The 24,046-nt window shown below is 67.0% G+C and carries 21 protein-coding genes and 1 pseudogene; 13 read left to right on the top strand and 9 right to left on the bottom strand.

Annotation, left to right across the window (positions count from 1 at the left end; genetic code table 11):
- Positions 1 to 5 precede the first annotated feature (5 nt).
- On the bottom strand, positions 6 to 329 hold the full coding sequence (locus AB0L58_RS35065; protein ID WP_364393940.1) for a YceI family protein: 324 nt from the start codon (positions 327 to 329) through the stop codon (positions 6 to 8).
- Between the two features lie 58 nt (positions 330 to 387).
- On the opposite strand from AB0L58_RS35065, the gene AB0L58_RS35060 reads away from it, so the two are divergent.
- Positions 388 to 1,155: a pirin family protein gene (locus AB0L58_RS35060; RefSeq protein WP_364393938.1), complete on the top strand. Its 768-nt coding sequence runs from the start codon at positions 388 to 390 to the stop codon at positions 1,153 to 1,155.
- 144 nt (positions 1,156 to 1,299) lie between these two features.
- A pseudogene (locus AB0L58_RS35055) lies at positions 1,300 to 1,382 on the top strand (VOC family protein); the annotation flags it as partial.
- 241 nt (positions 1,383 to 1,623) lie between these two features.
- Here the strand turns inward: AB0L58_RS35055 and ppgK are convergent.
- Positions 1,624 to 2,442: a polyphosphate--glucose phosphotransferase gene (gene ppgK, locus AB0L58_RS35050; protein ID WP_364394055.1), complete on the bottom strand. Its 819-nt coding sequence runs from the start codon at positions 2,440 to 2,442 to the stop codon at positions 1,624 to 1,626.
- Between the two features lie 200 nt (positions 2,443 to 2,642).
- Positions 2,643 to 3,524, bottom strand: coding sequence for a recombinase family protein (locus AB0L58_RS35045; protein WP_364394052.1), 882 nt, complete (start codon positions 3,522 to 3,524; stop codon positions 2,643 to 2,645).
- A 189-nt stretch (positions 3,525 to 3,713) separates the two neighbouring features.
- Between AB0L58_RS35045 and AB0L58_RS35040 the strand changes: the two genes are divergently transcribed.
- Genes AB0L58_RS35040 through AB0L58_RS35025 form a run of 4 tightly spaced genes read left to right on the top strand, consistent with a single transcriptional unit; the run spans position 3,714 to position 5,743 of the window.
- On the top strand, positions 3,714 to 4,106 hold the full coding sequence (locus AB0L58_RS35040; protein ID WP_364393936.1) for a hypothetical protein: 393 nt from the start codon (positions 3,714 to 3,716) through the stop codon (positions 4,104 to 4,106).
- Positions 4,096 to 4,896, top strand: a complete 801-nt coding sequence (locus AB0L58_RS35035; protein WP_364393934.1) for a hypothetical protein — start codon at positions 4,096 to 4,098, stop codon at positions 4,894 to 4,896. The genes AB0L58_RS35040 and AB0L58_RS35035 overlap by 11 nt, the downstream gene beginning before the upstream one ends.
- Positions 4,893 to 5,342, top strand: coding sequence for a roadblock/LC7 domain-containing protein (locus tag AB0L58_RS35030; protein WP_364393932.1), 450 nt, complete (start codon positions 4,893 to 4,895; stop codon positions 5,340 to 5,342). The genes AB0L58_RS35035 and AB0L58_RS35030 overlap by 4 nt, the downstream gene beginning before the upstream one ends.
- A gap of 29 nt (positions 5,343 to 5,371) precedes the next feature.
- Complete coding sequence (locus AB0L58_RS35025) at positions 5,372 to 5,743, top strand: hypothetical protein (RefSeq protein ID WP_364393930.1); 372 nt, start codon at positions 5,372 to 5,374, stop codon at positions 5,741 to 5,743.
- Between the two features lie 387 nt (positions 5,744 to 6,130).
- On the opposite strand, the gene AB0L58_RS35020 is transcribed toward AB0L58_RS35025, so the two are convergent.
- The gene (locus AB0L58_RS35020) at positions 6,131 to 6,505 is read right to left on the bottom strand and encodes a cupin domain-containing protein (RefSeq protein ID WP_364393928.1); all 375 of its coding nucleotides are present in this window, start codon (positions 6,503 to 6,505) and stop codon (positions 6,131 to 6,133) included.
- 76 nt (positions 6,506 to 6,581) lie between these two features.
- On the opposite strand from AB0L58_RS35020, the gene AB0L58_RS35015 reads away from it, so the two are divergent.
- The 3 genes from AB0L58_RS35015 to AB0L58_RS35005 all read left to right on the top strand — a co-directional run bounded on the left by AB0L58_RS35015 (position 6,582) and on the right by AB0L58_RS35005 (position 8,618).
- Positions 6,582 to 7,052, top strand: coding sequence for a MarR family winged helix-turn-helix transcriptional regulator (locus AB0L58_RS35015; protein ID WP_364393925.1), 471 nt, complete (start codon positions 6,582 to 6,584; stop codon positions 7,050 to 7,052).
- A 534-nt stretch (positions 7,053 to 7,586) separates the two neighbouring features.
- Positions 7,587 to 8,213 (top strand): transglycosylase SLT domain-containing protein, encoded by a 627-nt coding sequence (locus AB0L58_RS35010; protein WP_364393923.1) that lies wholly within the window; start codon positions 7,587 to 7,589, stop codon positions 8,211 to 8,213.
- Between the two features lie 93 nt (positions 8,214 to 8,306).
- Positions 8,307 to 8,618: a hypothetical protein gene (locus AB0L58_RS35005; protein WP_364393921.1), complete on the top strand. Its 312-nt coding sequence runs from the start codon at positions 8,307 to 8,309 to the stop codon at positions 8,616 to 8,618.
- Between the two features lies 1 nt (position 8,619).
- Here AB0L58_RS35005 and AB0L58_RS35000 read toward each other — a convergent pair whose 3' ends face one another.
- Positions 8,620 to 9,084 (bottom strand): MarR family transcriptional regulator, encoded by a 465-nt coding sequence (locus tag AB0L58_RS35000; RefSeq protein ID WP_364393919.1) that lies wholly within the window; start codon positions 9,082 to 9,084, stop codon positions 8,620 to 8,622.
- Positions 9,085 to 9,142: 58 nt separating this feature from the next.
- Here AB0L58_RS35000 and AB0L58_RS34995 point away from each other — a divergent pair, with 58 nt between their 5' ends.
- The gene (locus AB0L58_RS34995; protein WP_364393916.1) at positions 9,143 to 10,120 is read left to right on the top strand and encodes a pirin family protein; all 978 of its coding nucleotides are present in this window, start codon (positions 9,143 to 9,145) and stop codon (positions 10,118 to 10,120) included.
- A gap of 136 nt (positions 10,121 to 10,256) precedes the next feature.
- The gene (locus AB0L58_RS34990) at positions 10,257 to 10,553 is read left to right on the top strand and encodes an excalibur calcium-binding domain-containing protein (protein WP_364393913.1); all 297 of its coding nucleotides are present in this window, start codon (positions 10,257 to 10,259) and stop codon (positions 10,551 to 10,553) included.
- A gap of 63 nt (positions 10,554 to 10,616) precedes the next feature.
- Here the strand turns inward: AB0L58_RS34990 and AB0L58_RS34985 are convergent, their stop codons facing one another.
- The gene (locus AB0L58_RS34985) at positions 10,617 to 10,838 is read right to left on the bottom strand and encodes a DUF3618 domain-containing protein (protein ID WP_364393911.1); all 222 of its coding nucleotides are present in this window, start codon (positions 10,836 to 10,838) and stop codon (positions 10,617 to 10,619) included.
- Positions 10,839 to 11,022: 184 nt separating this feature from the next.
- On the opposite strand from AB0L58_RS34985, the gene bcp reads away from it, so the two are divergent.
- Positions 11,023 to 11,496, top strand: a complete 474-nt coding sequence (bcp, locus tag AB0L58_RS34980) for a thioredoxin-dependent thiol peroxidase (protein WP_364393909.1) — start codon at positions 11,023 to 11,025, stop codon at positions 11,494 to 11,496.
- 150 nt (positions 11,497 to 11,646) lie between these two features.
- On the opposite strand, the gene AB0L58_RS34975 is transcribed toward bcp, so the two are convergent.
- Positions 11,647 to 12,909 carry a hypothetical protein gene (locus tag AB0L58_RS34975; protein ID WP_364393907.1) on the bottom strand — a complete coding sequence of 421 codons (1,263 nt, stop codon included), beginning with the start codon at positions 12,907 to 12,909 and terminating at the stop codon, positions 11,647 to 11,649.
- A gap of 311 nt (positions 12,910 to 13,220) precedes the next feature.
- Here AB0L58_RS34975 and AB0L58_RS34970 point away from each other — a divergent pair, with 311 nt between their 5' ends.
- Positions 13,221 to 13,841: a TetR/AcrR family transcriptional regulator gene (locus AB0L58_RS34970; protein WP_364394050.1), complete on the top strand. Its 621-nt coding sequence runs from the start codon at positions 13,221 to 13,223 to the stop codon at positions 13,839 to 13,841.
- Between the two features lie 84 nt (positions 13,842 to 13,925).
- Here AB0L58_RS34970 and AB0L58_RS34965 read toward each other — a convergent pair whose 3' ends face one another.
- Together AB0L58_RS34965 and AB0L58_RS34960 are read right to left on the bottom strand one after the other, a co-directional pair.
- Positions 13,926 to 14,360: a holo-ACP synthase gene (locus AB0L58_RS34965; protein WP_040687506.1), complete on the bottom strand. Its 435-nt coding sequence runs from the start codon at positions 14,358 to 14,360 to the stop codon at positions 13,926 to 13,928.
- A gap of 105 nt (positions 14,361 to 14,465) precedes the next feature.
- A complete protein-coding gene (locus AB0L58_RS34960) occupies positions 14,466 to 23,819 on the bottom strand; it encodes a fatty acid synthase subunit beta domain-containing protein (protein WP_364393904.1) in 9,354 nt (3,117 codons plus the stop codon).
- Between the last annotated feature and the right edge of the window lie 227 nt (positions 23,820 to 24,046).

Genomic DNA, 24,046 nt, shown 5'->3' with positions numbered 1-24,046 from the left:
GTACGTCAGCCAGTCCGTCCGGACGGCGTAGGTGAACTCGGTGAGCTGGTGCACGGTTCCGCCGATCCGGCGGTATGCCGGTGACGAGCCCCGGGGGGCATGGGTTCCTCCGCATGGAAGAAGTCGGCCGTGCGCAGGTGGGCATCACGCTGCTCGTTGTCCGTCGTGATCGACGCGACCTGGACTTCCGCCTCGGCCGACGTGGAGCCGTCGTCATTGATGACGAGAGCGCCGGTGGCGGACATAGCAACTGACAAGTGGACACGACAACCGAATGCGACGTGATCGCTGGCGGAAATAGTTCCGCTCCGACGCGGGTTAGTTTCCATGGAAACCAAATTGCGGGTCGGCGCTCGGGCCGGCCCCGATCTTGGCGGAAGGAACCTCATGACCACCATCGACTCGACTCCCACCGTCGACATTCGCCGCGCCGAGGACCGGTTCAAGTCCGACTTCGGCTGGCTGGATTCCAAACACTCGTTCTCCTTCGGCCACCATTTCGACCAGGCCAACACTCATCATGGGCTGCTGCTGGTCAACAACGACGACATCGTCGATCCCGGTACGGGGTTCGACACCCATCCACACCGCGACATGGAGATCGTCACGTGGGTGCTGGAGGGCTCGCTGGTCCACCAGGACTCCACCGGCCACAACGGCGTCATCTACCCCGGCCTGGCCCAACGCATGAGCGCCGGCACCGGCATCCTGCACTCGGAGAAGAACGACTCGTGGCGACTCAGCGGTGACGTCCACCAGGACCCGGTGCACTTCGTACAGATGTGGGTGGTGCCCGACGAGGCCGGTATCACCCCCGGTTACGAGCAGCTGGAGATCGAGGCGGAACTGCTGTCCGGCAGTCTGCTGCCGGTCGCCTCGGGCATGCGCAAACATGACGGCCACGCCGCGATCCGGATCCGGAACTCGCACGCGGCCCTGTACGCCGCGCGGCTCGCCTCAGGACAGTCGGTGCACCTGCCCGACGCGCCGTTCCTGCACCTGTTCGTGGCCCGCGGCGCAGTGACACTGGAGGGTGCCGGCCCGCTGCACACCGGCGACGCGGTGCGCTTCACCGCTACCGGCGGCCAGCAGGTCACCGCGAGCGAGCCCGCCGAGATCCTGGTATGGGAAATGCACGCCAGCGTCCAGTTCTGACCCTCGGTGCCCATCCACCGTCCGGACCGTTCCGCGCAGTACACCATCGGAGCCCGAGACGACAGATTCATCGACCGACGCAGCCGCCGCCACAGCGGCTCCGCCAGACCTACACCCGCCTCACCGGGTCAGCGCGCCCAACCCACCGCACGCGGCCGGCATCACACCGCGCTGATCAGTAGTGACGTCGAACGAACCACCGCTTCTATCAGCACCTGCTCGGATTCGAACACCGCAGCGACATCGTCGTAGCGGCTGATCGCGTAGAAGCCGCGTCGGCGTTGTGGTAGAGCGGGGCCTGGTCGCGCAACCGCTTCCAGAACGGGTACGGGTTCGGGTCAGCGTGTGCTCGACTCCGTCGGGTTCGGGACCTCTGCGAGCCAGTTGTCAAGGCGCCTATGAGAGGAGCACAGGGATGTGGCTTTCTCGGGTTCACCATCCGCCGCTGCCATGGCCGGGTCCCGCTGATCAAACCCGCCGAGGACGACCGCTGCCGCCGAGCCGGCTCGTCGCGCGCGTTGGATCGGCACGCGCAGCCACTGCTGCCCCGACGATCCCCGCGGTGTTCTGCAAGGCGGCGGCCACCACCGGCGTGCGGTTCTTCAGCAACGGAATCCATTTGTCGCCCTTGCGGCTGACCCCGCCACCGGCGATGAACAGGTCGGGCGAGATCGCGTTTTCGATCGCGATCAGCACCTTCGTCACCTCCGGGGCCCAGCGTTTGTAGCTCCAGTCGTGCCTTTCCTTGACCGACGTGGCGCCCCGACGCTCGGCCTCCATTCCGCCGACCTCGATGTGACCGAATTCCGTGTTGGGCAATAACACCCCGTTATGGATCACCGCTGAACCGATGCCGGTGCCGAATGTCAGCAGCACAATGACGCCGTCGTTGTCCTTGCCGGCGCCGAACTCGACTTCGGCCAATCCCGCCGCGTCGGCGTCATTGAGCAGGGTCACCCGCTGTCCGCCGAGTTCGGCACTGATCACCTCTCGAGCGTTCACTCCGATCCAAGACTTGTCGAGGTGCGCGGCGGTACGGGCTACACCGCTGCTGACCACACCCGGATAGGTGACGCCGAGCGGCGCGTCCCACTGGAAGTGCTTCACCACCTCGCGGATCGTGTCAGCGAGAGCCTCTGGAGTAGCCGGCTGCGGGGTCGGGAGTTTGAAGCGGTCGCCGATCAGCTGCCCGGTGCCGAGATCGACGACGCCGCCCTTCACGCCGCTACCGCCCACGTCGATGCCGAAGCCCCAGCGATGCGGCCTAGCCTGGCTCGGCTTTTCCATGACCGAAGCTGTGGTATCGGTCATGGACACTCCAGTACGTGGCGGCGGCCCGGGGTCGGCTCGCTCCACAGACTCCGGGCTGATCGTTACCGTGGGTTTCATCGAGTCCCCCTGGTCACGAATCGGATATCGAGGCAGAGATTTCGGGAGGCTGCCCGTATTCCGACAAAAAGGGCGCAAACGGTTCATTCACAACGGCACTACCCGCTTCGGGCACTCCGCTGAACGGACACGGCGCATGTCAGGGACATAGCCCAATATTCATGGTGCAGATAACATCGAGCATCTATTCTCTCTCCGGCACAGGTATTCCTGCTACCTGCAAAAGTGGCCGATCCCATTGCAGTTCGGCAGCGTATGTCAACGCTGCGGCCCCCACATCGAGACGTTGTGGCATGGCAATCGCGGGAACATCCGTCACAGCAACCCGACGTAATACCCGCCGTGACCAATTCGAGACATCGGGTGGGCGGCCTGGTCGCAGGCGGGTAGCGTCCCGACATGCGACAGCCCTGGCGGCATAGGCGCCGCCGGGCTGTCGTCCAGCTTGATGCCCGTCGTCGCCTCGAGCCCCCTAGCGAGCAGTAGACCCGGACAAGGGATACACCACCAGTCGTTCTCGGCGGTCGGTTCTCGATGGCCACCCAGCCACCGGTGCGGAGTTCAGGAACGTTTTTGTAGTGAGTGCCGCGCGAGACTCCAAGCAGCCTCGTTACCGAGGACACCGTTTCCTCCGGCCGGGTGAGGATGGCGCAGGCTTGGCGGATCTGTTCGGCGATCATGACTGGTGGCCAGCCGAGGCGTTGCTCGCGTGCGCGGGCGGCGGCCAGGCCCTCGTTCGTGCCGTCGACGATCAGCTCGCGGATGAACTCCGCCGGTGCGGCGAAGACGCGGAGCACCAGACGCCCGCCGGGTGTGGTGGTGTCGAGGGCTTCATGCAGTGATCGGAATCCGATGCCGCACTTACGAAGTCCGGGGCCACGATCGAGATCAGGTCCTGCAGACCGCGGCCGAGCCGATCCGCCGACGGCACCACCAGAGTGTCGCCTGGGCGCAGGCGATCCAGCCGATAAAAGCGCCACCACCGCCGATCGGATTGTTCCGACAACGTTCAGCAGCCCTTGTCCGACGGAGCCGGCACCAGTCTCGGCCTGTTTCCAGGGGAAACGTATTTTTTAGTACGATTTTCCGGTTTTTTCTGTACACCGGTCGGCGCAGTGTGTAGCGTCTGGTTTGCTGAAATCTTCACACGACAGGCAGGCCAGAGCACGGTGACCGGTATCGATGGCTGTCTGCAACGTGTTATGGACATTCCCGGTGCGCGCAGCGTGACGTTGGTGGACGGAGCGAGTGGTCTGGCGATCGCCGCGGCAGGTCGGCACGATCTGGTGGACCAGCATGAGGCCGCAGCCACCACCACCGACGTGGTCCGTGCGGTGCTCGACTGCACAGCGTTGGCGACCGACCGCGACGGTGACGACGTCACGGAGATCATCGTCTGCGGAACCCGCGCATATCACCTGCTGAATCTGGTGAACGGCGACTTCGACGGCCGGCTTTTCCTGCACGTCGTGCTCGACGACGACACCGGGAATCTTGCGATGGCGCGGTTTCAGCTCCGGGGAATTCTGCGCGAATTGACCGAGGGCGGTCATGAGCGTTGAGCTCGCGGTCGAACTGCAACGGCTCGAAAAGGAAAGGCGTACCGGCATGTTGCGCGCGGGCGACGGCGCGTTTCATCTGGCCGAGGGCGCGATCGCATCCGTCGATTGCCGCCGTACGACTGGGCTGGACCGGCTTGTCGTGGAGGCGGGTGTGGCAACCACGGAGGACTGGCGGCGAGCCGCCGACGGAAATCCCGGCCATGTGCTGGGACGGCCACGGCTGGAAACTCTGGTGTTGCTGTCGGTGTTCGATGCCGCCTACTTTCTGCTGGCCTCACCCGCCGTCCCCGAATTCCACCCCGCGCCGCCTCACTGGCTCGCCCCGGTCTGCCAGATCACGCCGCGCGCGCTCGTGCACGAGTGCGCACGGCGTGGCGATCCGGAGTCCGGGCCGTGGCCCGCGACGTTGGTCGACCGCGCCCCCGTCGTGCCTGTCCGCCGCGTGCGACGACGGCGCGTGGTGCTCACCGGCGGCCAGGCTGAGGTGCTGGCCGCCGCTGACACCCGTCGCAGCGTCACAGGGATCGCACGCGACCTCGGCCGCACGACTTATGGCTGCCTGAGGGCAGTGCGGGACCTGACCGTGGCGGGGCTGATCGAGCCGGCCGTTGCGGCACCCGCTCTGGCCGAAACAGCCGCGCCGGTGGCAGCCGATCGCGAAGTCGCCGAGTCCGAGCCGCTACCTCGACGCCGGGCGCGGCGGGCTGAACCGGTTCCCGAACCGGAATGGGAGCCAGTTGACAAGGCCCTGCTCTTCCGTCTGCGGGCAGCTTTGGAAGAGCTCGCGTGACCGCGCGGCGGAAACTGCTCGGTCACGCACTGATGGGAAGGTTGACCAAAGTGGCGATGTCCGGACCCGAACCGAACGCGGTGGTGCTGGCGGAGCTGAAGGCACTGCACGATCGCGTCCCGCAGTTGACCGGCACGCTGGTGGCGTCCAGTGACGGGCTGCTCATCGCCCACGATTTGCCCTCGCACATCGAGCCCTCCGGGATGGCCGCGCTGGCTGCTTCGCAGCTGGCGCTGTCGCACCGGCTGGCCACCACCGCGCACGATGGCGGGTTCTATGACGTTGTGGTGCGCGGCACCGGCGGATACGTAGTGGTCTACGCGGCGAGCTGGGCCTCGCTGACCGTGCTGGCGGGCCCTGAGGTGAACGTCGGCCGGCTCCATCTGGAGTCGCGCCCGGTGGCGCGCAGGATCGCCGACCAGCTGACGGCCCCTGGAAAAGACTAGGCAACGAACATCGATCGAAAGGAACAGGTATGTCGAATATGGATCTGGCGCTGAAAGAGATGATGGTGATCGACGGCGCGATCGGAGCCGCCGTCGTCGACTACGACAGCGGCATGGCGCTGGGGATGCTCGGCAGCTCCAAGGCCCTGGACCTCCAGGTCGCCGCCGCGGGCAACACCGAGGTGGTGCGCGCCAAGCTGCGCACCATGGAGCAGTTGGGGCTCAACGAGGCCATCGAGGACATCCTCATCACGTTGTCGGGCCAATACCACATCATCCGACCGATGACCGGCCGCAAGTCCCAGGGCCTGTTCCTCTACCTCGCCCTGGACCGGGGCCGGGCGAACCTCGCGCTAGCCCGGCACCGCCTCAAGGGCATCGAGGGGGACCTGGAGGTGTGATCCTCCCTCGCGGAGCGCTGACCATCGGGCGAGTCGCCGCCCGGCGCGTCCCGACGGTCAGCAGCCTCGCCGCGGATTCCGCGCTCACGGTAGTAGCGATTGCCGCCCACCCGGTGCGACGGCCACCATGGCGCTTGTCGTGCCGGACAACCCGATGCGGCTTGCCGGGTCGTCGACCCAGCGGTGGTGTCGGCAAGCCTGGTGCTATCGCTCGGCCGGTTCGAGATGGACAACCGGTGGCCGCGCGTCGCGCCGCATCACCATTTCAGCCGCAGTGCCCCATCGTCCGGCATCGCTGGCGCGAACCGGGTCAGCGCCGCCTCGGCGACTCGGTCGCCGAGGCGGTACGGAATCCGCTGGACAGATCAACCAGTCGGCGAGCTCGGATCAGCTGGTCCACGGCGGATTGATGACAGTTCCGTCGGGCAGTTCACCTTGGAAACCGACCGGAACGGTCACCACCAGGGTGGCGGCTTCGGTTCCATTGTTGTCCAGATTGATAGTCGAGCCCGCCGGGGCGAGGGCGGCATCGCCCGCGCGCAATTCCTCCGGCTGACCGTCGATGGTCAGCGTCACCACGCCCGCAATGATCACGAACGCCTCCTCCCGTAAAACCTTGTGCGGAACACCCTTCAAGCCCGCGGGCACCTGGATCTGCCAGACACACAGTTCGGTACTGCCGGTGCCTGGGCGGATGTAAGAGGTGAATCGGGTGCCATGCATTTCGCGGGTTACGGCATCGGCGGCACGGATTACTGGCATGTCTAACTCCCTCATTTGGTCAAGTAGATTGACCATATAGTCAAGCAACTTGCCCATCTGTGTCAAGATGTAAGTCATGCCGGATCTGAAACCAGCTTCGACCCCGCGGCCGGGCCAGGATCTCGCGCTGCTGTTGCTGGCAGCGGGGGCGGCCGCCACGGATGCCATTCACGCCGGGGTGGCCGCGGCCGGGTTCGCCGATGTGCGGCCGACGCACGGGTTCGCATTCGTGCGAATGGCGCCGAACGGGGCGACGGTCGGCGAATTGGCCGAACACCTGGGCGTGACCAAGCAGGCGGCGAGTCAGCTGGTGGACGAACTCGTGCGCAAGGGTTACGCCGAGCGCAACGCGCACCCGGACGACGCGCGCGCCCGGTTGATCACACTGACCGCGAAGGGATGGGCCTGCACGCGGGCGGCCGATGCCGCCGCGGCCGCATTCGCCGACCAGTGGGCGTCCGTTTTGGGCGATTCCACGGTGGCCGAATTGCGTAACGTTTTGACCCGCGTAGTGGCCCCCGGACGGGTCCGTCCGACCTCTTGGTGACCAAATCGAGACAAAGTGGCCTGCGTTACCCGGAAAATTCCGTGACCTGCGTCACATCAAGTTTAACAGCAAACTCCCAGCATAAGCGGCGTTTCGAGAAGCCCGACCTGGGCTTTCCAAGATCGGCAACCCCTGCCATTCACTGCTCGTTCACTCTGCGTTAACCAGCCGTGACCAAGCTGAGACCAGGTCAGAAACAGACCCGCAGTTTGGTAACACCGAGGAGCAATCCACACACAGTCGGAAAACGACCGCAACGACAGATGGGTTTCACCCACCGCGGTCGCCGGAGATACCAGCGGCATCACAGCCCGTGACCGCAGTCTCCCCCGCTCGACAGCGGCACCCGCCGGGAACCGACCCGGGTGGTTCTTACCGCGTCGCGCGCCAGGGCTCGCCTGGCCTTCACAACAAAACCCGAAAACAGCATACCGAAACCGATTCAAGCGGGTGACCCACCGGGCCCCGTTGGGGATCCGCACTGCCTGTACCGGCCGGATCACCCGTGGACACGATCAAGGAACTGATTTCGCAATGCCCGACTTTCGCCTTTCTTCTTTCCGCCGTCCGTCTCTGCGTGACGGAGTCACCTTCATGGTGGCCGCAGCCGGTGTCATCGCCGTCGGCACCTCCTCCGTAGTGGCCCTGGCCGACGACAGCGTTCCGTCCCGCATTGCCATGGTCGCCGAGGAGCAGCCCGCCGCCGCTCCCGCACCTGCGGCCGAACCCGTGGCCGCGGCCGCGCCGATCGACGCCCCGGTCATCCCCGGTCTGCCCGCACTGCCCGAGCTGCCGGCGATCCCCGGCGTGCCCCTGCCGCCGCCCCCGGCCCCGGTCTACGAGGACAACCTCGACGGCTGGATCCGCCACGCCCTGGACGTCATGGCCGTGCAGGGCATCCCCGGCAGCTACGACGGCATCTACCGCAACATCATGCGCGAATCCGGCGGTAACCCCCAGGCCATCAACCTCTGGGACTCCAACGCCGCCGCCGGCATTCCGTCCAAGGGTCTGCTCCAGGTGATCGACCCGACCTTCAACGCCTACCACGTCGAGGGCACTTCCTGGGACATCTACGAACCGGTCGCCAACATCACCGCGGCCTGCAACTACGCGGCCCACCGCTACGGCTCGATGGATAACGTCAACTCGGCGTACTGATCCGCGACTGCTGAACAATGCCTCCCCGCCGACCGCGGGGAGGCATTGTCGTAGGGTCGTCCAGGACCGACCACCACCGATGCGGATTCCGCCATGACCGACTACGCCCACTCCGACCACGCGTCGAAGAGCCGCGCCGAGAAGGCGCGCCGACTCGCCACCTATATCTGGGATCGCGGCATCACCGGGACGGAACTGCTGGAGATGCCGTCGGCGGTCCGCCGGAAACTTGCGCGCGCGGCCGAAACGAATCCACCGAGCACCGACGAGACATGGACGACGGTGGCGAAGTTGCTCGACGAGAAGGACGCCTGGGCCGCCCGGAATCCGAATCATCCTGCGGCACAACGCAATAACAGCGACGAAAAGCTACTGTGGGTGAAGCCGCCGATCACCCCGTGGTGATTCAGTAACCGAGTTCGGACTCGCGCTCGGCCTCGGCGACCACCTTGTCGGCCAGCGATCGCAGCGCACGCGCCTCCGTGGGCGTCATCGGATCGACGAAGATCCGGCGCACCAGTTCGACATGGTTCGGCGCGGCCTTCTCGAGCACCTTGCGCCCCTCCGCGGTGAGTTCGACCAGAATCCCCCTGGCATCGTCCTCGGCCGGACGACGGTCGACGAGTCCGCGAGCGGCCATGCGCGCCAAGTGTTTCGAGAGCCTGCTCTTCTCCCAGCAGACCTCGGCGGCCAATTCCTTTGCGCGCAGACAGCCGCCGGGCGCGGCCGACAACGGCACCAGCAATTCGTAGTCGGCGGCGGACAGGCCGTCCTGCGCCAGCCCGGCCGACAGCGCCGCGTCCAGGCGCTGGCGCAGCCGGATGAAGGCCTGCCAGGTCTGCTGCTCGTCATCATTCAACCAACGCGCCACGGGAATGATCCTAGTCAGCGTTTGGTTGACATGGACACCAACTATTCAGGAGGTGCCGATGCCAGCCATCACCGTCCCCGACATCATGGTGCTGCCGCGGCTGCCCCGCCCCACGGATTCGACGCGGGAACGGCAGGTGCGCAGCATCAGCACCGCACATAAGCAGCGCGAAGGCGCGGGCTTCGAGGTGCGCAGGCCGTTCCCGAGCATGGATCTGCGCTCAGCCGATCCGTTCATCCTGCTCGACCAGATGGGTCCGGTCGCCTATGAGCCGTATGAGGCCAAGGGCGCGCCGTGGCATCCGCATCGCGGCTTCGAGACCGTCACCTATGTCATGGACGGCACCATGGTGCACCACGATTCCAATGGCGGCGGTGGCGTCATCAGCGAGGGCGACACCCAATGGATGACAGCCGGTTCCGGCATTCTGCACGATGAACTGCCCGCCGAGGAATTGGTCATCGCGGGCGGCTGGTTCCACGGCATCCAACTATGGGTCAATCTGCCGCGCACGCAGAAGATGGCCGCGCCGCGCTATCAGGATCTGCGCGGCAGTGAACTGACGCTGGCCAGTTCGCACGATGGTGGCGCACTGGTGCGCATTATCGCGGGCGAACTGGGCGGCTTCGAAGGTCCGGGTTCGACCTACACCCCGATCGCCTACGCACACGCCTCCGTCACTCCGGGTGGTCAACTGGAAACCCCATGGCCGCAACGGTTTACCGCGATGGCATATGTACTGTCCGGCACCGGGACGGTGGGCGCCGAGCGCCGACCGATCAGCGAGGGACAACTCGCGGCGTTCGGTCCCGGTGACTCGATCAGCATCGCCGCGGATGCATTGCAACACAACCGAACCGGCGACCTGGAGGTGCTGCTGCTCGGCGGCCTGCCGATCAAAGAGCCGGTGGTGCAATACGGTCCGTTCGTCATGAACACCCGCGCCGAAATCATCCAGGCGATGGAGGATTACGAGGCCGGACGCATGGGCAATATCCCTGCCGAACATCTGACGGGCAGGCGGTTGGGCGAATAACGGATGACGGGGTGTTGTCCCCTAATGCCCCTAATTGTTTTGCTGCGCGGTTGACAAGTACGCGGCCCGTCACAACAGTGGATGCGGCGTCTCCCCCTGGACGCTACTCCACCGCAGCACACAAACAGAGGAATATATGAACGTTCGCCGGCTCACGGTCAGCATTGCCGCCGCAGGACTCGCCTTCCTAGCGGCACCCACAGCTCTGGCCGACGTCCCTACCGGTTCCGCGGGAACAGGCTCATCCGCCATCGATACCGGATCGGCCGCGACCGGTTCGGCAGGCATGTCCCAGACCGGCTCGGCCGGTGGCGCATTCGCCAACTGCGATGACGCCCGCGCGGCCGGTCGGGCGCCGCTGTTCCGCGGGGAACCGGGCTATCAGCCCTCCCTGGATCCGGACGGCGACGGCTTCGCCTGCCCGACGGTCTGAGATAGCCCTGAAACGTAAAACACCCGGTGTGGCTGGCCACACCGGGTGTTTTACGTTTTCGGCTCAGCGGAAAATCTTGACCAGCACCAACCCGATAACCACCGCGGCCGCGCCGATCAGGCTGTACTTCACCTTCGGCTCGTTCAGCTTCGCCAGCACCATGTGCTTGGTGTCATCGGCAATGCGCTGCGGATCAGCCCGTACGGCGATTTCGTCGAGCGTGCTCGCGAGCTGTGTCCGCGCGGCCTCGATCTCCCGCTCGATCCGCTCGGTATCCCTAGCCACGTATATCCTCCTGTGTTCAATTTGCGGTGCTCGCGGGTCTGTCCGTGGTTACGCAGGCTGCCGCCTCCGAGCCCGCCGCTCACACCACGTATCGATGTGCCGCGAACGCGCTCGCGACGAGTCTAGCCAGCCGAGTTGCGTCGGTGCGGCGGCGTTGTCGGGTCATTCGATTACCGTGCAAGACGTGACCGACAACCAACGACTCTCCCCCGGCGACCCCGCCCCCGAATTCACCCTGCCCGACGCCGACGGCAAGGACGTGTCGCTGTCCGGCTACCGCGGCCGCAAGGTGATCGTCTACTTCTACCCCGCCGCGAGCACCCCCGGCTGCACCAAACAGGCCTGCGATTTCCGCGACAACCTTGCCGACCTGGAGGGTGCGGGCATCGAGGTCATCGGTATCTCGCCGGATAAGCCCGCCAAATTGGCCAAGTTCCGCGATAACGAAAAGCTCACCTTCCCGCTGCTCTCGGATCCGGACAAATCCGTCCTCACCGCATGGGGTGCGTTCGGCGAGAAGACCATGTACGGCAAGACCGTCACCGGCGTTATCCGCTCCACATTCCTGGTCGACGAAAAAGGCGAAATCGAAGTGGCGCAGTACAACGTCCGGGCCACCGGCCATGTCGCAAAACTTCGTCGCGACCTGTCGGTATAGACCTATTGTTCGAACGAGCGCGCGAACTGTTCGCCACCGATCCGGACCGAACCGCGAGTCGGCTGGCATGAAACAGGTTCCGCCCAGGTCGAAGGCGCATAAACGAAAGGTCCGGAGCCACTGGAGCACCGGACCTTTCGTACATTTCTCCTAGGTGGGCTGCAACTGCTGTGCCGCCCATTGCGCGAGCAGGCGGAAGTGGTTGTCCCACCAGCGGTAGAACTCGGGAGTGAAGGCCGCGGGCGGCGGAGCCTCACCTGGGAACAGCATGGCTTCGTTCGGAGCACCGATCTTGGTGGTCGGCCCCGGGATTCCGGTGCCCGGCAGCTGCTGAGGCGATCCGGCCGCCTCGTTTCCGTGCTCGTGTGCATCCGGAGCGACCAATACGGGCGGTTGAGCGCCCCAGCGTTCGTTGTATTGCGGAAGGTTGTCCAGATCGAGGCCGGCCACCGCCGAGTCGGCGGTCGATCCGGCGGAGGTTGGCTGTCGAGTCTCCGGACGATCGAACGGGTTGACATCCGGCTGCACCGAGGAGCCAGCGGTGGAGCCACTCGCCGATCCGGTGTCACCGTCGACCACGCGGGCATCCGCGGTGACCCGCGCATCCGCGACGACCGCGCCGGTACTCCGCACCGTCACATACAGGCCACCCGCGACCAGCCCACCCACCAAGACACTGGCCGCGGCGAACAGCGCCGTGTGGCCACGCGTACTCGGCACCCGCTCGACCGGTTCGCCGACATCCGTCGCATCGCTCATCGCGAACAGCGCCGCTCCGACCGCCGAGGCGGAAGCAGCGATCTTGCAGGGCAGCACCGGCGCGCCGAAGCCGTCCATCGCCGCGGCCACCACCGCGCCGCCCGCGCCCGAGCCGATCGGCACCACCGCATCCGGCCGGACCGTCGCCGCCTCGAATTGATCCCAGGCATTCGACACCGCCTCATCGAGCGCGTCGGCGGTCGCGGGGCCGGTCTGGCTCGTCGCGGCCAGCACCCGGCTGCGCTTGCGGTCGATCAGCGTGAACGCCTGATGCCCGGAGACCACCTCGCCGATGAGCAGATTGTCGAATTCATCGAGCCAGGTCATGACCCCGGCCACACTCAGATGCGCCGCCTTGGCCGAGACCAGCGAGGCGGTATGCCACGGGCCGGACGCCAATTTGGTGACGATGGCGCGCCGCTCGGCGGCATCGCGGTAGGTGACCGCCGCGCCCACGATCTCCCGCTCCGACTCCAGCTCCGCGGCTAGGGTGTCCATCGCCGTCTGGACCGCGACCGCCAGGTCCGCCTTCGAGTCGCCACGAGTTTTCACCACCCGCTGCAGCAGCACCCGCTCGGTTAGCTTCTCGCCGCCATCGGCGAGGGCTACCGCGTGAACGGCGCCGCGTTCGGTGGAAACGCCTAGTGTTACCACAGATCGAGCTCCCACTGATCACGCCTTCCCAGTGCAATTGCCGAGCTCACGAGCTTGCCGAAACCCCTGAGCCCCTTGGATTCCCCGGCCCGAAACGAGCGTCGAGATGCACGCACGCTCGGTTATGTGTTCGGTGCCATTTCCGCTTTGGATGGGTGATGAAATGTGACAGTCCTTAACACGCAGATACGGTGCGCGTGTCGCAGATGTGTCGATACCGCTAGCCTTGATGCGTGGATGTACGCACGGAGGCCAGGTCGAAGCGACGACCGGACCCTGCGTTGGACCTGCAGGACGACCCGCAGGAGCTCATGCCGCGGCGCAGGCCGACTCAGGAACGCAGTAAACGCAAGTTCGATGCCCTCTTGCAGGCGTCCCGGGAATTGCTCGTCGAGGTCGGGTTCGAATCGTTCACCTGTGAAGAGGTGGCGGCGCGGGCGGAAGTGCCGATCGGCACGCTGTATCAGTTCTTCGCCAACAAATACGTCATCGTCTGCGAGCTGAATCGCCAAGACCTGGTTGCGGTTTCCCAGGAACTCGCCGATTTCCACGGTGAAATCCCGTCATTGGACTGGTTACGGCATATGAACCAGCTCGTCGACCACCTGGCCAACCTGTGGATGAACGACCCGTCCCGGCGCGAGGTCTGGCTGGCGATGCAGTCCACCCCGTCCACCAGGGCCACCGGCGCGATCCACGAAAAGGAATTCGCCGAGGTGGTCTCGCAGATGCTGCGCCCGCTCACCCCACGCACCCCACGCGCCCGCCGCACCATGATGGCCGAGGTACTCGTCCACGTCGTCTACTCGATGCTGAACTTCTCCGTCCAAGACGAACAGAGCCACACCGAAGCCGTCTCCGAACTGAAACGCCTGATGGTCGCCTACCTGATGGTCGCCGAAAAAGAATCCCGAACCGCCAGCCAACGCTGACCACCAGCAACCTGGGCACCCCCAGTGCGAGCCGGGCACCCCGTGTACAGCGTGCCGGGCTCGTACCGGGGGTGCCCGGTTCGGTTATTGGGCTTCGCGGCCTTCGATCAGATCGGCGAGTTCGCCCGGGTCCTCGAGGACGACCATGGCGGCCGCGGTGTCGCCGTCATGGGTCAGGGACAGGTGAACCCTTGCGCGGGGCAGGAATTCGGCCGCGAGGCCGTGCAGCTTGATGCTGGGGCGGCCCCAGGCGTCGTTGACCACCTCGATGAGGGGGTACGGGTTGTCGCCGATCTGCGGACGGCGCGCGAAACGCGAAGACGCCCATGCCTTCAGCACTGCCTCTTTGGCCGCCCAGCGCGCCGCGTAACTGCGTGCCGGATCGGTGCCCTTGCTCTGGCAGTAGCGCCGCTCACCTGCGGTGAAACTTTCCCGGAGCATGGTGGTTCCGGACCGTTGCAACTGTTCGGCGAACTCGGAGATGGTCACCAAGTCCAAGCCGATACCCAGGATGGTCAATGCGTCACCGCTCCTCAGCCTTCGAGCCCAAATGAAACTCCCAAACAAAAAGTGAGAGTGCGGCCGCCGTGGCGACCGCACTCTGCACGGTAATGGCCGAAGCCGCTATGCCATAGAGCTACCGGCATCCAGTTGCCCGAGGATCACTGCCCCGGTGCCGCAACCCGCGCCGTCGGCCCGGTAGGTGCCGTTGCCGGACAGGCGTGCCTCCGGCGAGAGCAGCACGTCGGCCTCCAGCTGCCGCTTCTGCTCCGACGGCGTGCCATCGGCACCGAGACGCCGATCCGCGGGCCGCTCGTACAGCGGGGCACCGCCACACATGGCCTCGGTGAACCGCTGCCGTCCGGCGAGCTGACGCTCCTGCGCCCGGCGCTGATACTCCTCGCGCCGTCCCGGCTCGATCGCCTGGATGAACGCCTCCGGATGCACCACCGCGAGCAGACCTGAGACGTGGCCGAAGCCGAGCGAGGTCAGCAGACCGGCCTTGAGCGGGAACCGCTCACCGAAGCGCAGCGGCTCGCGCGCCCAGACCAGATGCGGGTAGGCCTGCATCTTGTCGTCGACGCAGTCCAGGCTCCGATTCGGCGGCACGACACCGTTTTCCAGCACCTGGCACAGGCCGATGAGCTGGAAGGCAGCCGCACCACCCTTGGCGTGTCCGGTCAGGCTCTTCTGCGAAACCACGAACAGCGGCGCGCCTTCGGAGCGTCCGACGGCCGTGGCCAACCGCTCGTGCAGTTCGGACTCGTTCGGGTCATTGGCCGCGGTGGAGGTGTCGTGCTTGGAGATGACCGCGATATCGTCCGGCGCCACACCGAGTTTGCGCAGTTCGGCGGCGAACCTGGATTCACGGCCGCCACGCCCCGCACCGAGCGCGCCGAGGCCGGGTGCCGGAATGGAGGTGTGCACACCGTCGGCGAAGGACTGTGCGAAGGCGACAACACCGAGCACCGGCAGGCCCATGTCCACCGCCACGTCACCGCGGGCGAGCAGTACGGTGCCGCCACCCTGCGATTCCACGAAGCCGCCGCGACGGCGGTCGTTGGCGCGGGAGAAGTACCGGTCGCTGATGCCCTTTGCGCTCATGGCCGCCGAATCCGCGGTGGCCGACATATCACCGAAGCCGACGATGCCCTCGATACCGAGATCGTCGAAACCACCGGCGACCACCAATTCGGCCTTGCCCAAACGGATCTTGTCGACGCCCTCCTCGACCGACACCGCTGCCGTCGCACAGGCCGCCACCGGATGCACCATCGCGCCGTAGCTGCCGACGTAGGACTGCACCACGTGCGCGAGCGCGACGTTCGGCAGTGCCTCCTGCAGGATGTCGTTCGGGCGCGACTCCCCGAGCAGGTTGTCGATGTAGAGCGAGCGCATCGAGGACATGCCGCCCATGCCGGTGCCCTGGGTGTTGGCGACCAGGCTCGGGTGCACCCAGCTCATCAGTTCGGCCGGGCTGAACCCGGAGCTGATGAACGCGTCGACGGTGCAGACGATATTCCACAGCGCGACCCGGTCCACCGAGGCCGCCATATCGGCGGAGATGCCCCAGATCGTGGGATCCCAGCCGGTCGGGATCTGACCGCCGACGGTACGCGACAGCTTGGCCTTGCGCGGCACCCGGATCTCGGTGCCCGCCTTGCGGATCACCTGCCAGTCACCGGAATCGGTGACCGGCGTGATCACCGTGTGCTCCGGATCCGCGGCGTAGAAGGCGCGCGCCTCGGCCTCGCCGCCGACCGTGAAGGTCAGGTCCTGGTCCAGGAAGACCGAGGTCATCAGCGGTGCGGCATTGTCGATCATGGCGCCGTCGTCCTCGTAGCGACGCACACCGCAGCGCGCGACGACCGCATCGTGGTACTTCTCGGCCACCTCGTGTTCGGGGACGTAGTCACCGGATTCGGCGTCGTACCAGCCGGGCTTGGGATCGTTCTCCCAGGCGACCATGCCGGTGGTCCAGGCGAGTTCGAGCACACCCGCGGCCGAGAGCTCGTCGGAGACCTCCATCTCGAACCGGGTACGGGCCGAACCGTACGGGCCGAGCTCACCGGCACCGACGATGACGACCATATCGGCGAGATCGGCGGTGACCGAACCCCATTCGGGCACCGGCAGCGCCGAGCTCATGGTCGGCGGTGCGGGCAGCGCCGAAATCGTCGCCGCCGCAACGGCTTCCTCGGTCTCGGCCGGGGCGTCCTCCTGGGCCTGCTTGGCCAGTGCGGGCAGATCGAGCTTGACCCTGGCGAGTCCGCCGGTGAGGTCGATCTGCTGCGGTCCGGTGGCGGTCACCTGACGGGCCCGCGAGGTGCACCACTTGAGCAGCTCATCGGCCATCTCGGTGGTGGACCAGGTGTGCACACCGGCCTTTTCGACCGCGGTCACCATCGGATCGTTGTGGCCCATGAGCCCGGTGCCGCGCACCCAGCCGATCAGGGCGTGTACCAGGGTGACCCGGCTCGACCACGACTTCTCGGCACGCCACTTGGCGACCACGGCGTCGAGTGCGGCCTTGGACTCACCGTAGGCACCGTCGCCACCGAACATGCCGCGGTTGGGTGAACCCGGAAGCACGACATGCAGTTTCGCGTCGACATCGTGATCGGCGCCGATCCTGGACAGCCCACCGATGAGCCGCTCGACCGACCAGAGCAGCACCCGCATCTCCAGTTCGGCGCGGGCGCCCGCGTCGGCGAGATCACCGGCGACCCGCGGCGCCGCGAACGGCAGCAGCAGGGTCGGGGTCATCGCGTCCTTGATCTTGACCTTCGCACCGCCCGCAGTGTCGACCTGCTCGCTGCCGACCCAGTCGATCAGCGCGTCGACGTCCTGGTAGGACGCCATATTCGCGGGCACGACCCAGAGCGCGGCGCCGTGGCGCGCGTTCTCACGGTAGAGCTTGCGGTAGAAGCCGAGCCGCTCGTCGTTGAGGCTCGAGGTGGTGACCACGACCGTGGCGCCGCCGCTGAGCAGCCGGCCGGTCGCCGCCGCCGCGATGGAACCCTTACTGGCACCGGTGATCACGGCGATATCCGAGGACCACAGACCGGACTCTTCGGTGTCGAGTGCCGCATCGGCGATGCGCTCGTACAGTCCGGCGAGCACCGAGCGGGCCTGGTGCTTGGCCTTCTCGCGCCACCAGTTCGCCTGTGCCGCAACGGCAGCACCGGCACCGAGGAAGCCGTCCACCGCCTCCTCGGCGGACCCGATGTCATCGAGCAGCCAGAGCTTGGCCAGATCCTCCCGCGCGGTCGCCCAGCGGTCGTCGATCAGCACGGCTTTGCGGGCATCGAAGCTGGGCGCGACCAAACGCGGCCAGTCCGAACCCAATTCGGCCGATACCAAGTCGACCAGGCTGTCGTCGGTGGCCTCCGGCGCCGAGATCTGCTCGGTCAGGCCGAGTTGTTCGAGCACCACGCGGGCGGCCGTGGCCAGCACGCCGTCACGACCGGTGATCTGTTCGGTGAACTCACCGAGCGCCGCGGCGTCCACGGTGGCGCCGCCACCGCCGCCTGCGCTCGGCAGCGATACCGCGACACCGCGCCGGGCCGCGACGGCCTGCACGGCGGCGTCGATGGCCGCATCGACCGAGGCCGCATCGCTCACGCCAGCGACGAGCCCGCCGAGATCGCCGCCGCGCACGCTGACACCCTCGCGGGTGCCGAGCGAAACCTCGGCGGTGACATGGTTGGCCCAACCGTCGCCCAGCTCCCAGACCTTCTTGACCCGCTCAGCGATCGCGGCGGGCCGCTTACCGGACGGACCGAAGACCTTGCGCAGGTGATCGCCGATGGCATCGGAGAGCACCGAACCGAATGGCTTGTAGGTACGGGCAAGTCGCTCGACCGTAGCCGAGAGCGCGCCCATATCGGCATCGGCCGCACCGTCGATCGCACCGAGGGACAGCTCGGAGCCGAGGTCGACGAGCAGCTGATTACGCCGCGACGAGACGCCGTCGCAGAGTCCCTCGATGGTGTCGACCGGGCCGATCTGATCCAGCCGCAGCTTGGTCCACAGCGCGATGAGTATGCGGGTGGCGTCGGCCGCGGTGAACGCGATGTCGTCCGGACGCGGACCACCCGAGCTCGCGACCGGTGCGGCCACCGGAGCCGCCGCGACCGGTACTGCGGCCGAAGCGGTTTCGACCGGCTCGTCGGCGGGATCGTCGACCGGTGCGGGATCGGTATCGGTCGAGTAGACGATCGCGGCCTCGCGCTCGATATTCAGCACCTCGACGGTGACCGTACCGAAGGCGGGCAGCTTCAGGGTTTGGCTGGCCAGATTCGCCACGGTCGGCGTTGCGCCCAAACCGATTTCGACGAAACGCTCCACGCCGAGTCCGCCGTCGGCGGCAGCGGTGAACAGCAGATCCTGGGTCTCGATCCAGCGGACCGGGCTGGCGAACTGCCAGGCCAGCAGCTCGATCAGCACCACGCGGCACAGTTCGGTGGGGCGCGCGGCCCAGTTGTCGAAGTCGGCGAGCACGGCGGCCAGCGGCTCCGAGGGCACCAGATCGGCGATCTCCTGGATGAATGCGCGCTCCAGCGAGAACGGCTTGGGCACCAGGTTCGGAACGTAGCGTCCGAGCAGAATTTCCGGGTGCAGATCCGCAGGCAGCAGCTGCTCGAGCTTCTGCCGGAACTCCGGCACACCCTCGCGCAGCACGGTGGAGTGGAAGGGCACATCGATGCCGGGGACCAGGATAAACGCCCGCTTACCGCCGAATTCGGCACGGCGGCGGTCGATTTCGGCCTCCAGCGCGTCCAGCCCCTTGACCGTGCCCGCGATCGCGTACTGCGAACCGCGCAGGTTCAGGTTGACGACCTCGAGGAACTCCCCGACGCTCGCGCCGATACCGGAGACGAAGTCGATGACCTCGTCATCGGGCAGCCCGATCTGCGACGGCCGGATGGCGGCCATCCGATAATCGCTGCGGCCCTGCGCATCCCGGGGCACCAGCTCGTGCATGGCCGAGCCGCGCTGGAAGACGACCTCGAGCACCGCCTCCAGCGGCAGCACACCGGCGACGGCCGCGAGTGCGTTGTATTCACCGACCGAATGTCCGGCCAGCATGGCGCCCTCGACGTAGGCACCGGCCTCGCGCAACTCGGCGACCTGGGCCACACCGAGCACCGCCATGGCGACCTGGGTGAACTGGGTCAGGTGCAGCACGCCGTCCGGGTGCCGGTGTTCGACACCGCGCGCCTTGAGATAGGTCGGGTTGTCCCGGACCACGGCCAGGATCGAAAAGCCGAGTGCCGCACGGGTGTGCTTGTCGGCGCGCTCCCAGATCTCCTTGGCTGCCTTGGAGCGGGCGCGGGCGTCCAGGCCCATACCCTTGCGCTGAATGCCCTGGCCCGGGAAGGCGTAGACGGTCTTCGGGGCGGCGGTGCGACCGGTCGCGGTCATCACCAGGTCGCCGTCGGTGCGGCAGGAGACCTCTACGATCTCGCTGCCCGCGTCGACCGCGATCCGCTCGACGCGCACGTCGATCTGCGCACCGGGGCGGACCATGCCGAGGAAGCGGGTGGTCCAAGCGGTCAAAGTCCGTGCCGGAGTGGAGCTTTCGGGATCCACCGCGGATACCGCGTGCTGCGCGGCGGCCGAAAGCCACATGCCGTGCACGATCGGGCTGCCGAGTCCGGCCAGCTTGGCGGCCGAATCGCTGGTGTGGATGGGGTTGTAGTCACCGGAGACCGCGGCGAAGGCACGCATGGTGCGCGGCGCCAGGACGGTGATATTGCGGCGGCGCCGACGCGGGGTGTCGGTGGCCGCTTCGGAGGCCGCACCGGCCGCGCGGGGCGGATCGGTCAGCTCACCCGCACCGTTGCGGCCGCGGATGGCGAAGCGTTCGGTCAGCGTCGCCAGCGGGACAACGTCGAGCCCTTGATCCCGCATTTCACCGACGGACACCCGCACCTCGACGACACGTCCCAGGTCGGTGTCGACGACGTCACCCGATTCGGCGCGGACAACGAGAATGCTGGTGTCCTGCGGCAGGGCGCGCTCGAGCGCGATCTGGTGATCGAGGTGGACCAGATCCAGCATGCCCTCGATGACGCTGTCACCGTCGCTGCTGCGCGCGGCGCCGAGCACCGCGAAGACCGCGGGCCAGCATGCGCCGACGAGCACATCGGGCACGCTGCGCCCGAGCGTGCTCAGGGCGCCGGGCAGGCCCGAACCGGTGACGCCCGCGTGATCGGCGATCAGGTCCGGGGTCCAGGCGACATTGAGGTGTGCGGCCTTGCCCTTCACCTCCGGCAGCGCCTGACCCGCGGCGACCGCGAGCAGTGCGGACATGGCGGTGTCGGCATCGGTTTCGGTGATGACCGGCGCGCCGCCGTTGTGCAGCGAGGTCGGCACGGTGATGCGCAGCCGGATACGCACGGCATCACCGCCGAACAGCGGCACGGTGAGCTCGACGTAGGCGTGATCGACGTCCGGGCCGGTGGTTTCGGTGATCGTCGCACCGGTCGGCGGATGTACCGCACCCTTGTCGTCGCCGGTCCATTCGGCGATGTCGCCGAGGCGGTGAATCGGGTTGACCGTGGTGCGGCCGGACCATTCGACATCCGGCGCGGCCAGCACCGCGTCGATCGGCCCCGTGGTGACACCGGCGCGCCGGCGCGCGTCGACCGCGACCGGCGCCACATCGGCCCGGATCAGTGCGTAGGCCGTGTCCTGTTCGAAGCGATCGAGCAATTCGCCGACCGGCTCGTCGACGCGGGTGATACCGGCGACCGAGACCGTGCCCGGAATGACACAGACCTGATCGGCCGAGTAGCGCGGATCATGGGCCTGCCACAGCGAATCCGAACGCCACCAGCGGCGCACATCGCCATCCACCACGGGCACGAAGTTCACCGGCTTACCCGGGGTCTTGCACAGGCTCACGAAGAACGGCACATCCGCCGGGTGCAGCAGGGTCTGCGCGGCCGCCGGGTACTGCTGCTTCAGCGTGCACAGCGCGTCGACCGGGCTCTCGAAGGCCTCGTCGGATTCGAAGAGCGTCGCAATCTCTCCGCGGTCGGCCGGATGCAGCCGGGCTTCGGTGCGGCGCATCATCTCCGCGAACCGCTCCCGCCAGGTGATATCGAGCCAGACCGAACGGGTGGCATCCAGGATGGCGTCGCCGAGGTCGCTGCCGCAGTCGAAGTCCTTGCGGCGGTCCAGGCCGACGGCCAGCTCGACATAGCGTTCCAGCCACTCGAGGTAGGTCATGGTGGCGATATCGCCGAAATACGGCTTGGCCGTGGCATTCAGCGCGGCGATGATCTCGTCGCGACGCTCCGCGACCGCGTCGGCGTCACCGGCGACCTCGTCGAGCAGGCGGCCGGTGCGTGAGGCCGCATTGTCGATCTCGTGGATGTCGGCGCCCAATTGGCTACGGCCGGAAGCCATTCCGCCGGTCGCGGTGCCCGCGCCGACCCAGTCCGGGGTGCCGGGGGTGTCGACGAGCAGCTGCTTGACCTCGGGCGCGGTGGTGGCCTCGAGCGTCGCCATGGCGGCGGTGCCGACCAGCACGCCATCCAGCGGCATCACCGGATAGCCGTGCGGCACAGCCCATTCGCCGATCAGATATTCGGTGGCGCGCTCCGGGGTACCGATACCGCCGCCGACGCAGACCACCACATTGTCGCGGTTGCGCAGCTCGGCGTAGGTCTCCAGCAGCAGATCGTCCAGGTCCTCCCAGGAGTGGTGTCCACCGGCCCGGCCGCCCTCGATGTGCATGATCACCGGGTAATTCGGCACCTCGTCGGCGATGCGCAGCACCGCGCGGATCTGGGCGACGGTACCCGGCTTGAACGCCACATGGGTGATGCCGACCTCGGTCAGCTCGGCGATCAGCGCGACCGCCTCTTCCAGCTCCGGAATGCCCGCGGTGACGATGACTCCGTCGAACGGCGCGCCCGCCGTGCGGGCCTTCTGCACCAGGCGCTTACCGCCGAGCTGCAGCTTCCACAGGTACGGGTCGAGGAACAGCGAGTTGAACTGCACCGCGCGGCCCGGATGCAGCAGCGTCTTCAGCTCGGCCACCCGGTCGGCGAAGATCTGCTCGGTGACCTGACCACCACCGGCCAGCTCCGCCCAGTGCCCCGCATTCGCCGCCGCCGCAACGATTTTCGCGTCGACCGTGGTCGGGGTCATGCCCGCCAGCAGGATCGGCGACCGACCCGTCAGCTTGGTGAACGCGGTCTCGACCACGATGCGTCCGCTCGGCAGGCGCACCGGGCGCGGCGCGAAGGCCGACCACGGCTGAGCGACCTCGGGCGTCGCACCGGGAGTCAGCAGACTGCGCTGGCCAGCACGGGTCGCGGCCGCCACGATGCCGACGCCCGTGCCCTTGAGCGAGCCGCCGGTGAGCCGACTGAGCAGATCACCCGGGCCCAGATCGAGAATCCACTGCGCACCCGCGGCAACAACGCCGTCGACCTCCTCGACCCAGTCGATCGGGTCGACGAGGATCTCCTTGGCCAGCGAGCCGGCGAGCTCCGCATCCAGACCGCACTGCGACGCCCAACCGCTCACGATGTCGACCGTGTCGGCGAGCGCGGGGTGATGGAAGGCGACATCGACGGCCAGATCCTCGAAGACCGGTGCGAACACCGCACCACCGCGTGCCTTCGCATCGCGCTCGCGGGTCTGCGCGTCATGGATCTGGGCGCAACGCTGACGCACCCGCTCCAGCTGGGTCGGGGTTCCGGACAGCACCACGCGCCGACGACCGTTGCGAATCGAAACCACCGCGGCCGCGGCGGGATCCACGCCCGCGGACACCTCGGCCACCACCGTGCGCAGATGCTCGGGATCGACATTCGACACCGCGACCATCGACGAACGCTCGCCCACCGGCATCAGGCCACGTCGGCGGGCAACCAGACCCGCCGCGGCACCGATCATCTGGGCGATGGCGAGCAGTTCGGCGTCGCGCTGTCCACCGGCCTGCACCGAGGTCGCGGCGAGGCGGCCCTGCGAATGCCCGACGACCGCGACCGGCGCGTGCTCGTTCGCGTCCAGCCCCTGCAGCCGCAGGGCGCGCACGGCGGCCACCTGCGTCAGGAAAACGCCCGGCATCGAAACCACGGCCGAGCGGAGCACCTGCTCCGAAGGCGCGCTGGACACCTCGGCGTCATCCCCCTCGGCGAGCTCGTTCTCGAGCATCCAGCCGATCGGGTCGAAGCCGACCGGTCGCACCACAAGCAGTTGTGCCGCAACAGGTTCCAGCAGTGTCGCCGCTTCATTGACCAATGCGGTCAGCTCGGGCTCCAGTGCGGCATCGCGCCCGATCTCCTCCAGCTCACCGAGCCAACGCGCACCTTGCCCACCGAAGGCCAGCGCGTAGGGCGTTCCGCCCAGCAATCGATCCAGCAGCGGGGCCCTCGACCCTCCCTGCTGTGGCGCCCCAACCACTTTCGGGCTCTGTCCGGTTCCGGCCGCAGTGCTCTCATTGATCGTCAAGACGCTTCGACTTCCTTCTCCTGGCGACATGCCGTTCAAGACACGCCGCTCCCTCCGGTGCGCAGGTGTTCCTCACCAATGAGCCCTGATGACCGCAAGGATTCCAGAAAATCATGAGGAAATCCTCACGTTTGCCCCGCCGCGCCCGGCTTACCGCCGAGTATTTCCGTACATTCGTACCAGAATGCTCAGAAACATGACTCCGCCTCATGTTCAAAGCCGCTGGT

Source organism: Nocardia sp. NPDC052112 (assembly GCF_040680135.1).
Taxonomy (GTDB): Bacteria; Actinomycetota; Actinomycetes; order Mycobacteriales; family Mycobacteriaceae; genus Nocardia.
Note: the sequence above shows the minus strand (reverse complement) of the source record. Positions and strands in the feature narration are given on the sequence as shown.

What these genes read in the sequence shown, in the direction of transcription:
- AB0L58_RS35065 (WP_364393940.1), bottom strand. Translation starts at nt 329, where the DNA reads ATGGAAACTAACCCGCGTCGGAGCGGAACTATTTCCGCCAGCGATCAC.
- AB0L58_RS35060 (WP_364393938.1), top strand. Translation starts at nt 388, where the DNA reads ATGACCACCATCGACTCGACTCCCACCGTCGACATTCGCCGCGCCGAG.
- ppgK (WP_364394055.1), bottom strand. Translation starts at nt 2,442, where the DNA reads ATGGAAAAGCCGAGCCAGGCTAGGCCGCATCGCTGGGGCTTCGGCATC.
- AB0L58_RS35035 (WP_364393934.1), top strand. Translation starts at nt 4,096, where the DNA reads ATGAGCGTTGAGCTCGCGGTCGAACTGCAACGGCTCGAAAAGGAAAGG.
- AB0L58_RS35025 (WP_364393930.1), top strand. Translation starts at nt 5,372, where the DNA reads ATGTCGAATATGGATCTGGCGCTGAAAGAGATGATGGTGATCGACGGC.
- AB0L58_RS35020 (WP_364393928.1), bottom strand. Translation starts at nt 6,505, where the DNA reads ATGCCAGTAATCCGTGCCGCCGATGCCGTAACCCGCGAAATGCATGGC.
- AB0L58_RS35015 (WP_364393925.1), top strand. Translation starts at nt 6,582, where the DNA reads ATGCCGGATCTGAAACCAGCTTCGACCCCGCGGCCGGGCCAGGATCTC.
- AB0L58_RS35010 (WP_364393923.1), top strand. Translation starts at nt 7,587, where the DNA reads ATGCCCGACTTTCGCCTTTCTTCTTTCCGCCGTCCGTCTCTGCGTGAC.
- AB0L58_RS35005 (WP_364393921.1), top strand. Translation starts at nt 8,307, where the DNA reads ATGACCGACTACGCCCACTCCGACCACGCGTCGAAGAGCCGCGCCGAG.
- AB0L58_RS34995 (WP_364393916.1), top strand. Translation starts at nt 9,143, where the DNA reads ATGCCAGCCATCACCGTCCCCGACATCATGGTGCTGCCGCGGCTGCCC.
- AB0L58_RS34990 (WP_364393913.1), top strand. Translation starts at nt 10,257, where the DNA reads ATGAACGTTCGCCGGCTCACGGTCAGCATTGCCGCCGCAGGACTCGCC.
- AB0L58_RS34970 (WP_364394050.1), top strand. Translation starts at nt 13,221, where the DNA reads ATGCCGCGGCGCAGGCCGACTCAGGAACGCAGTAAACGCAAGTTCGAT.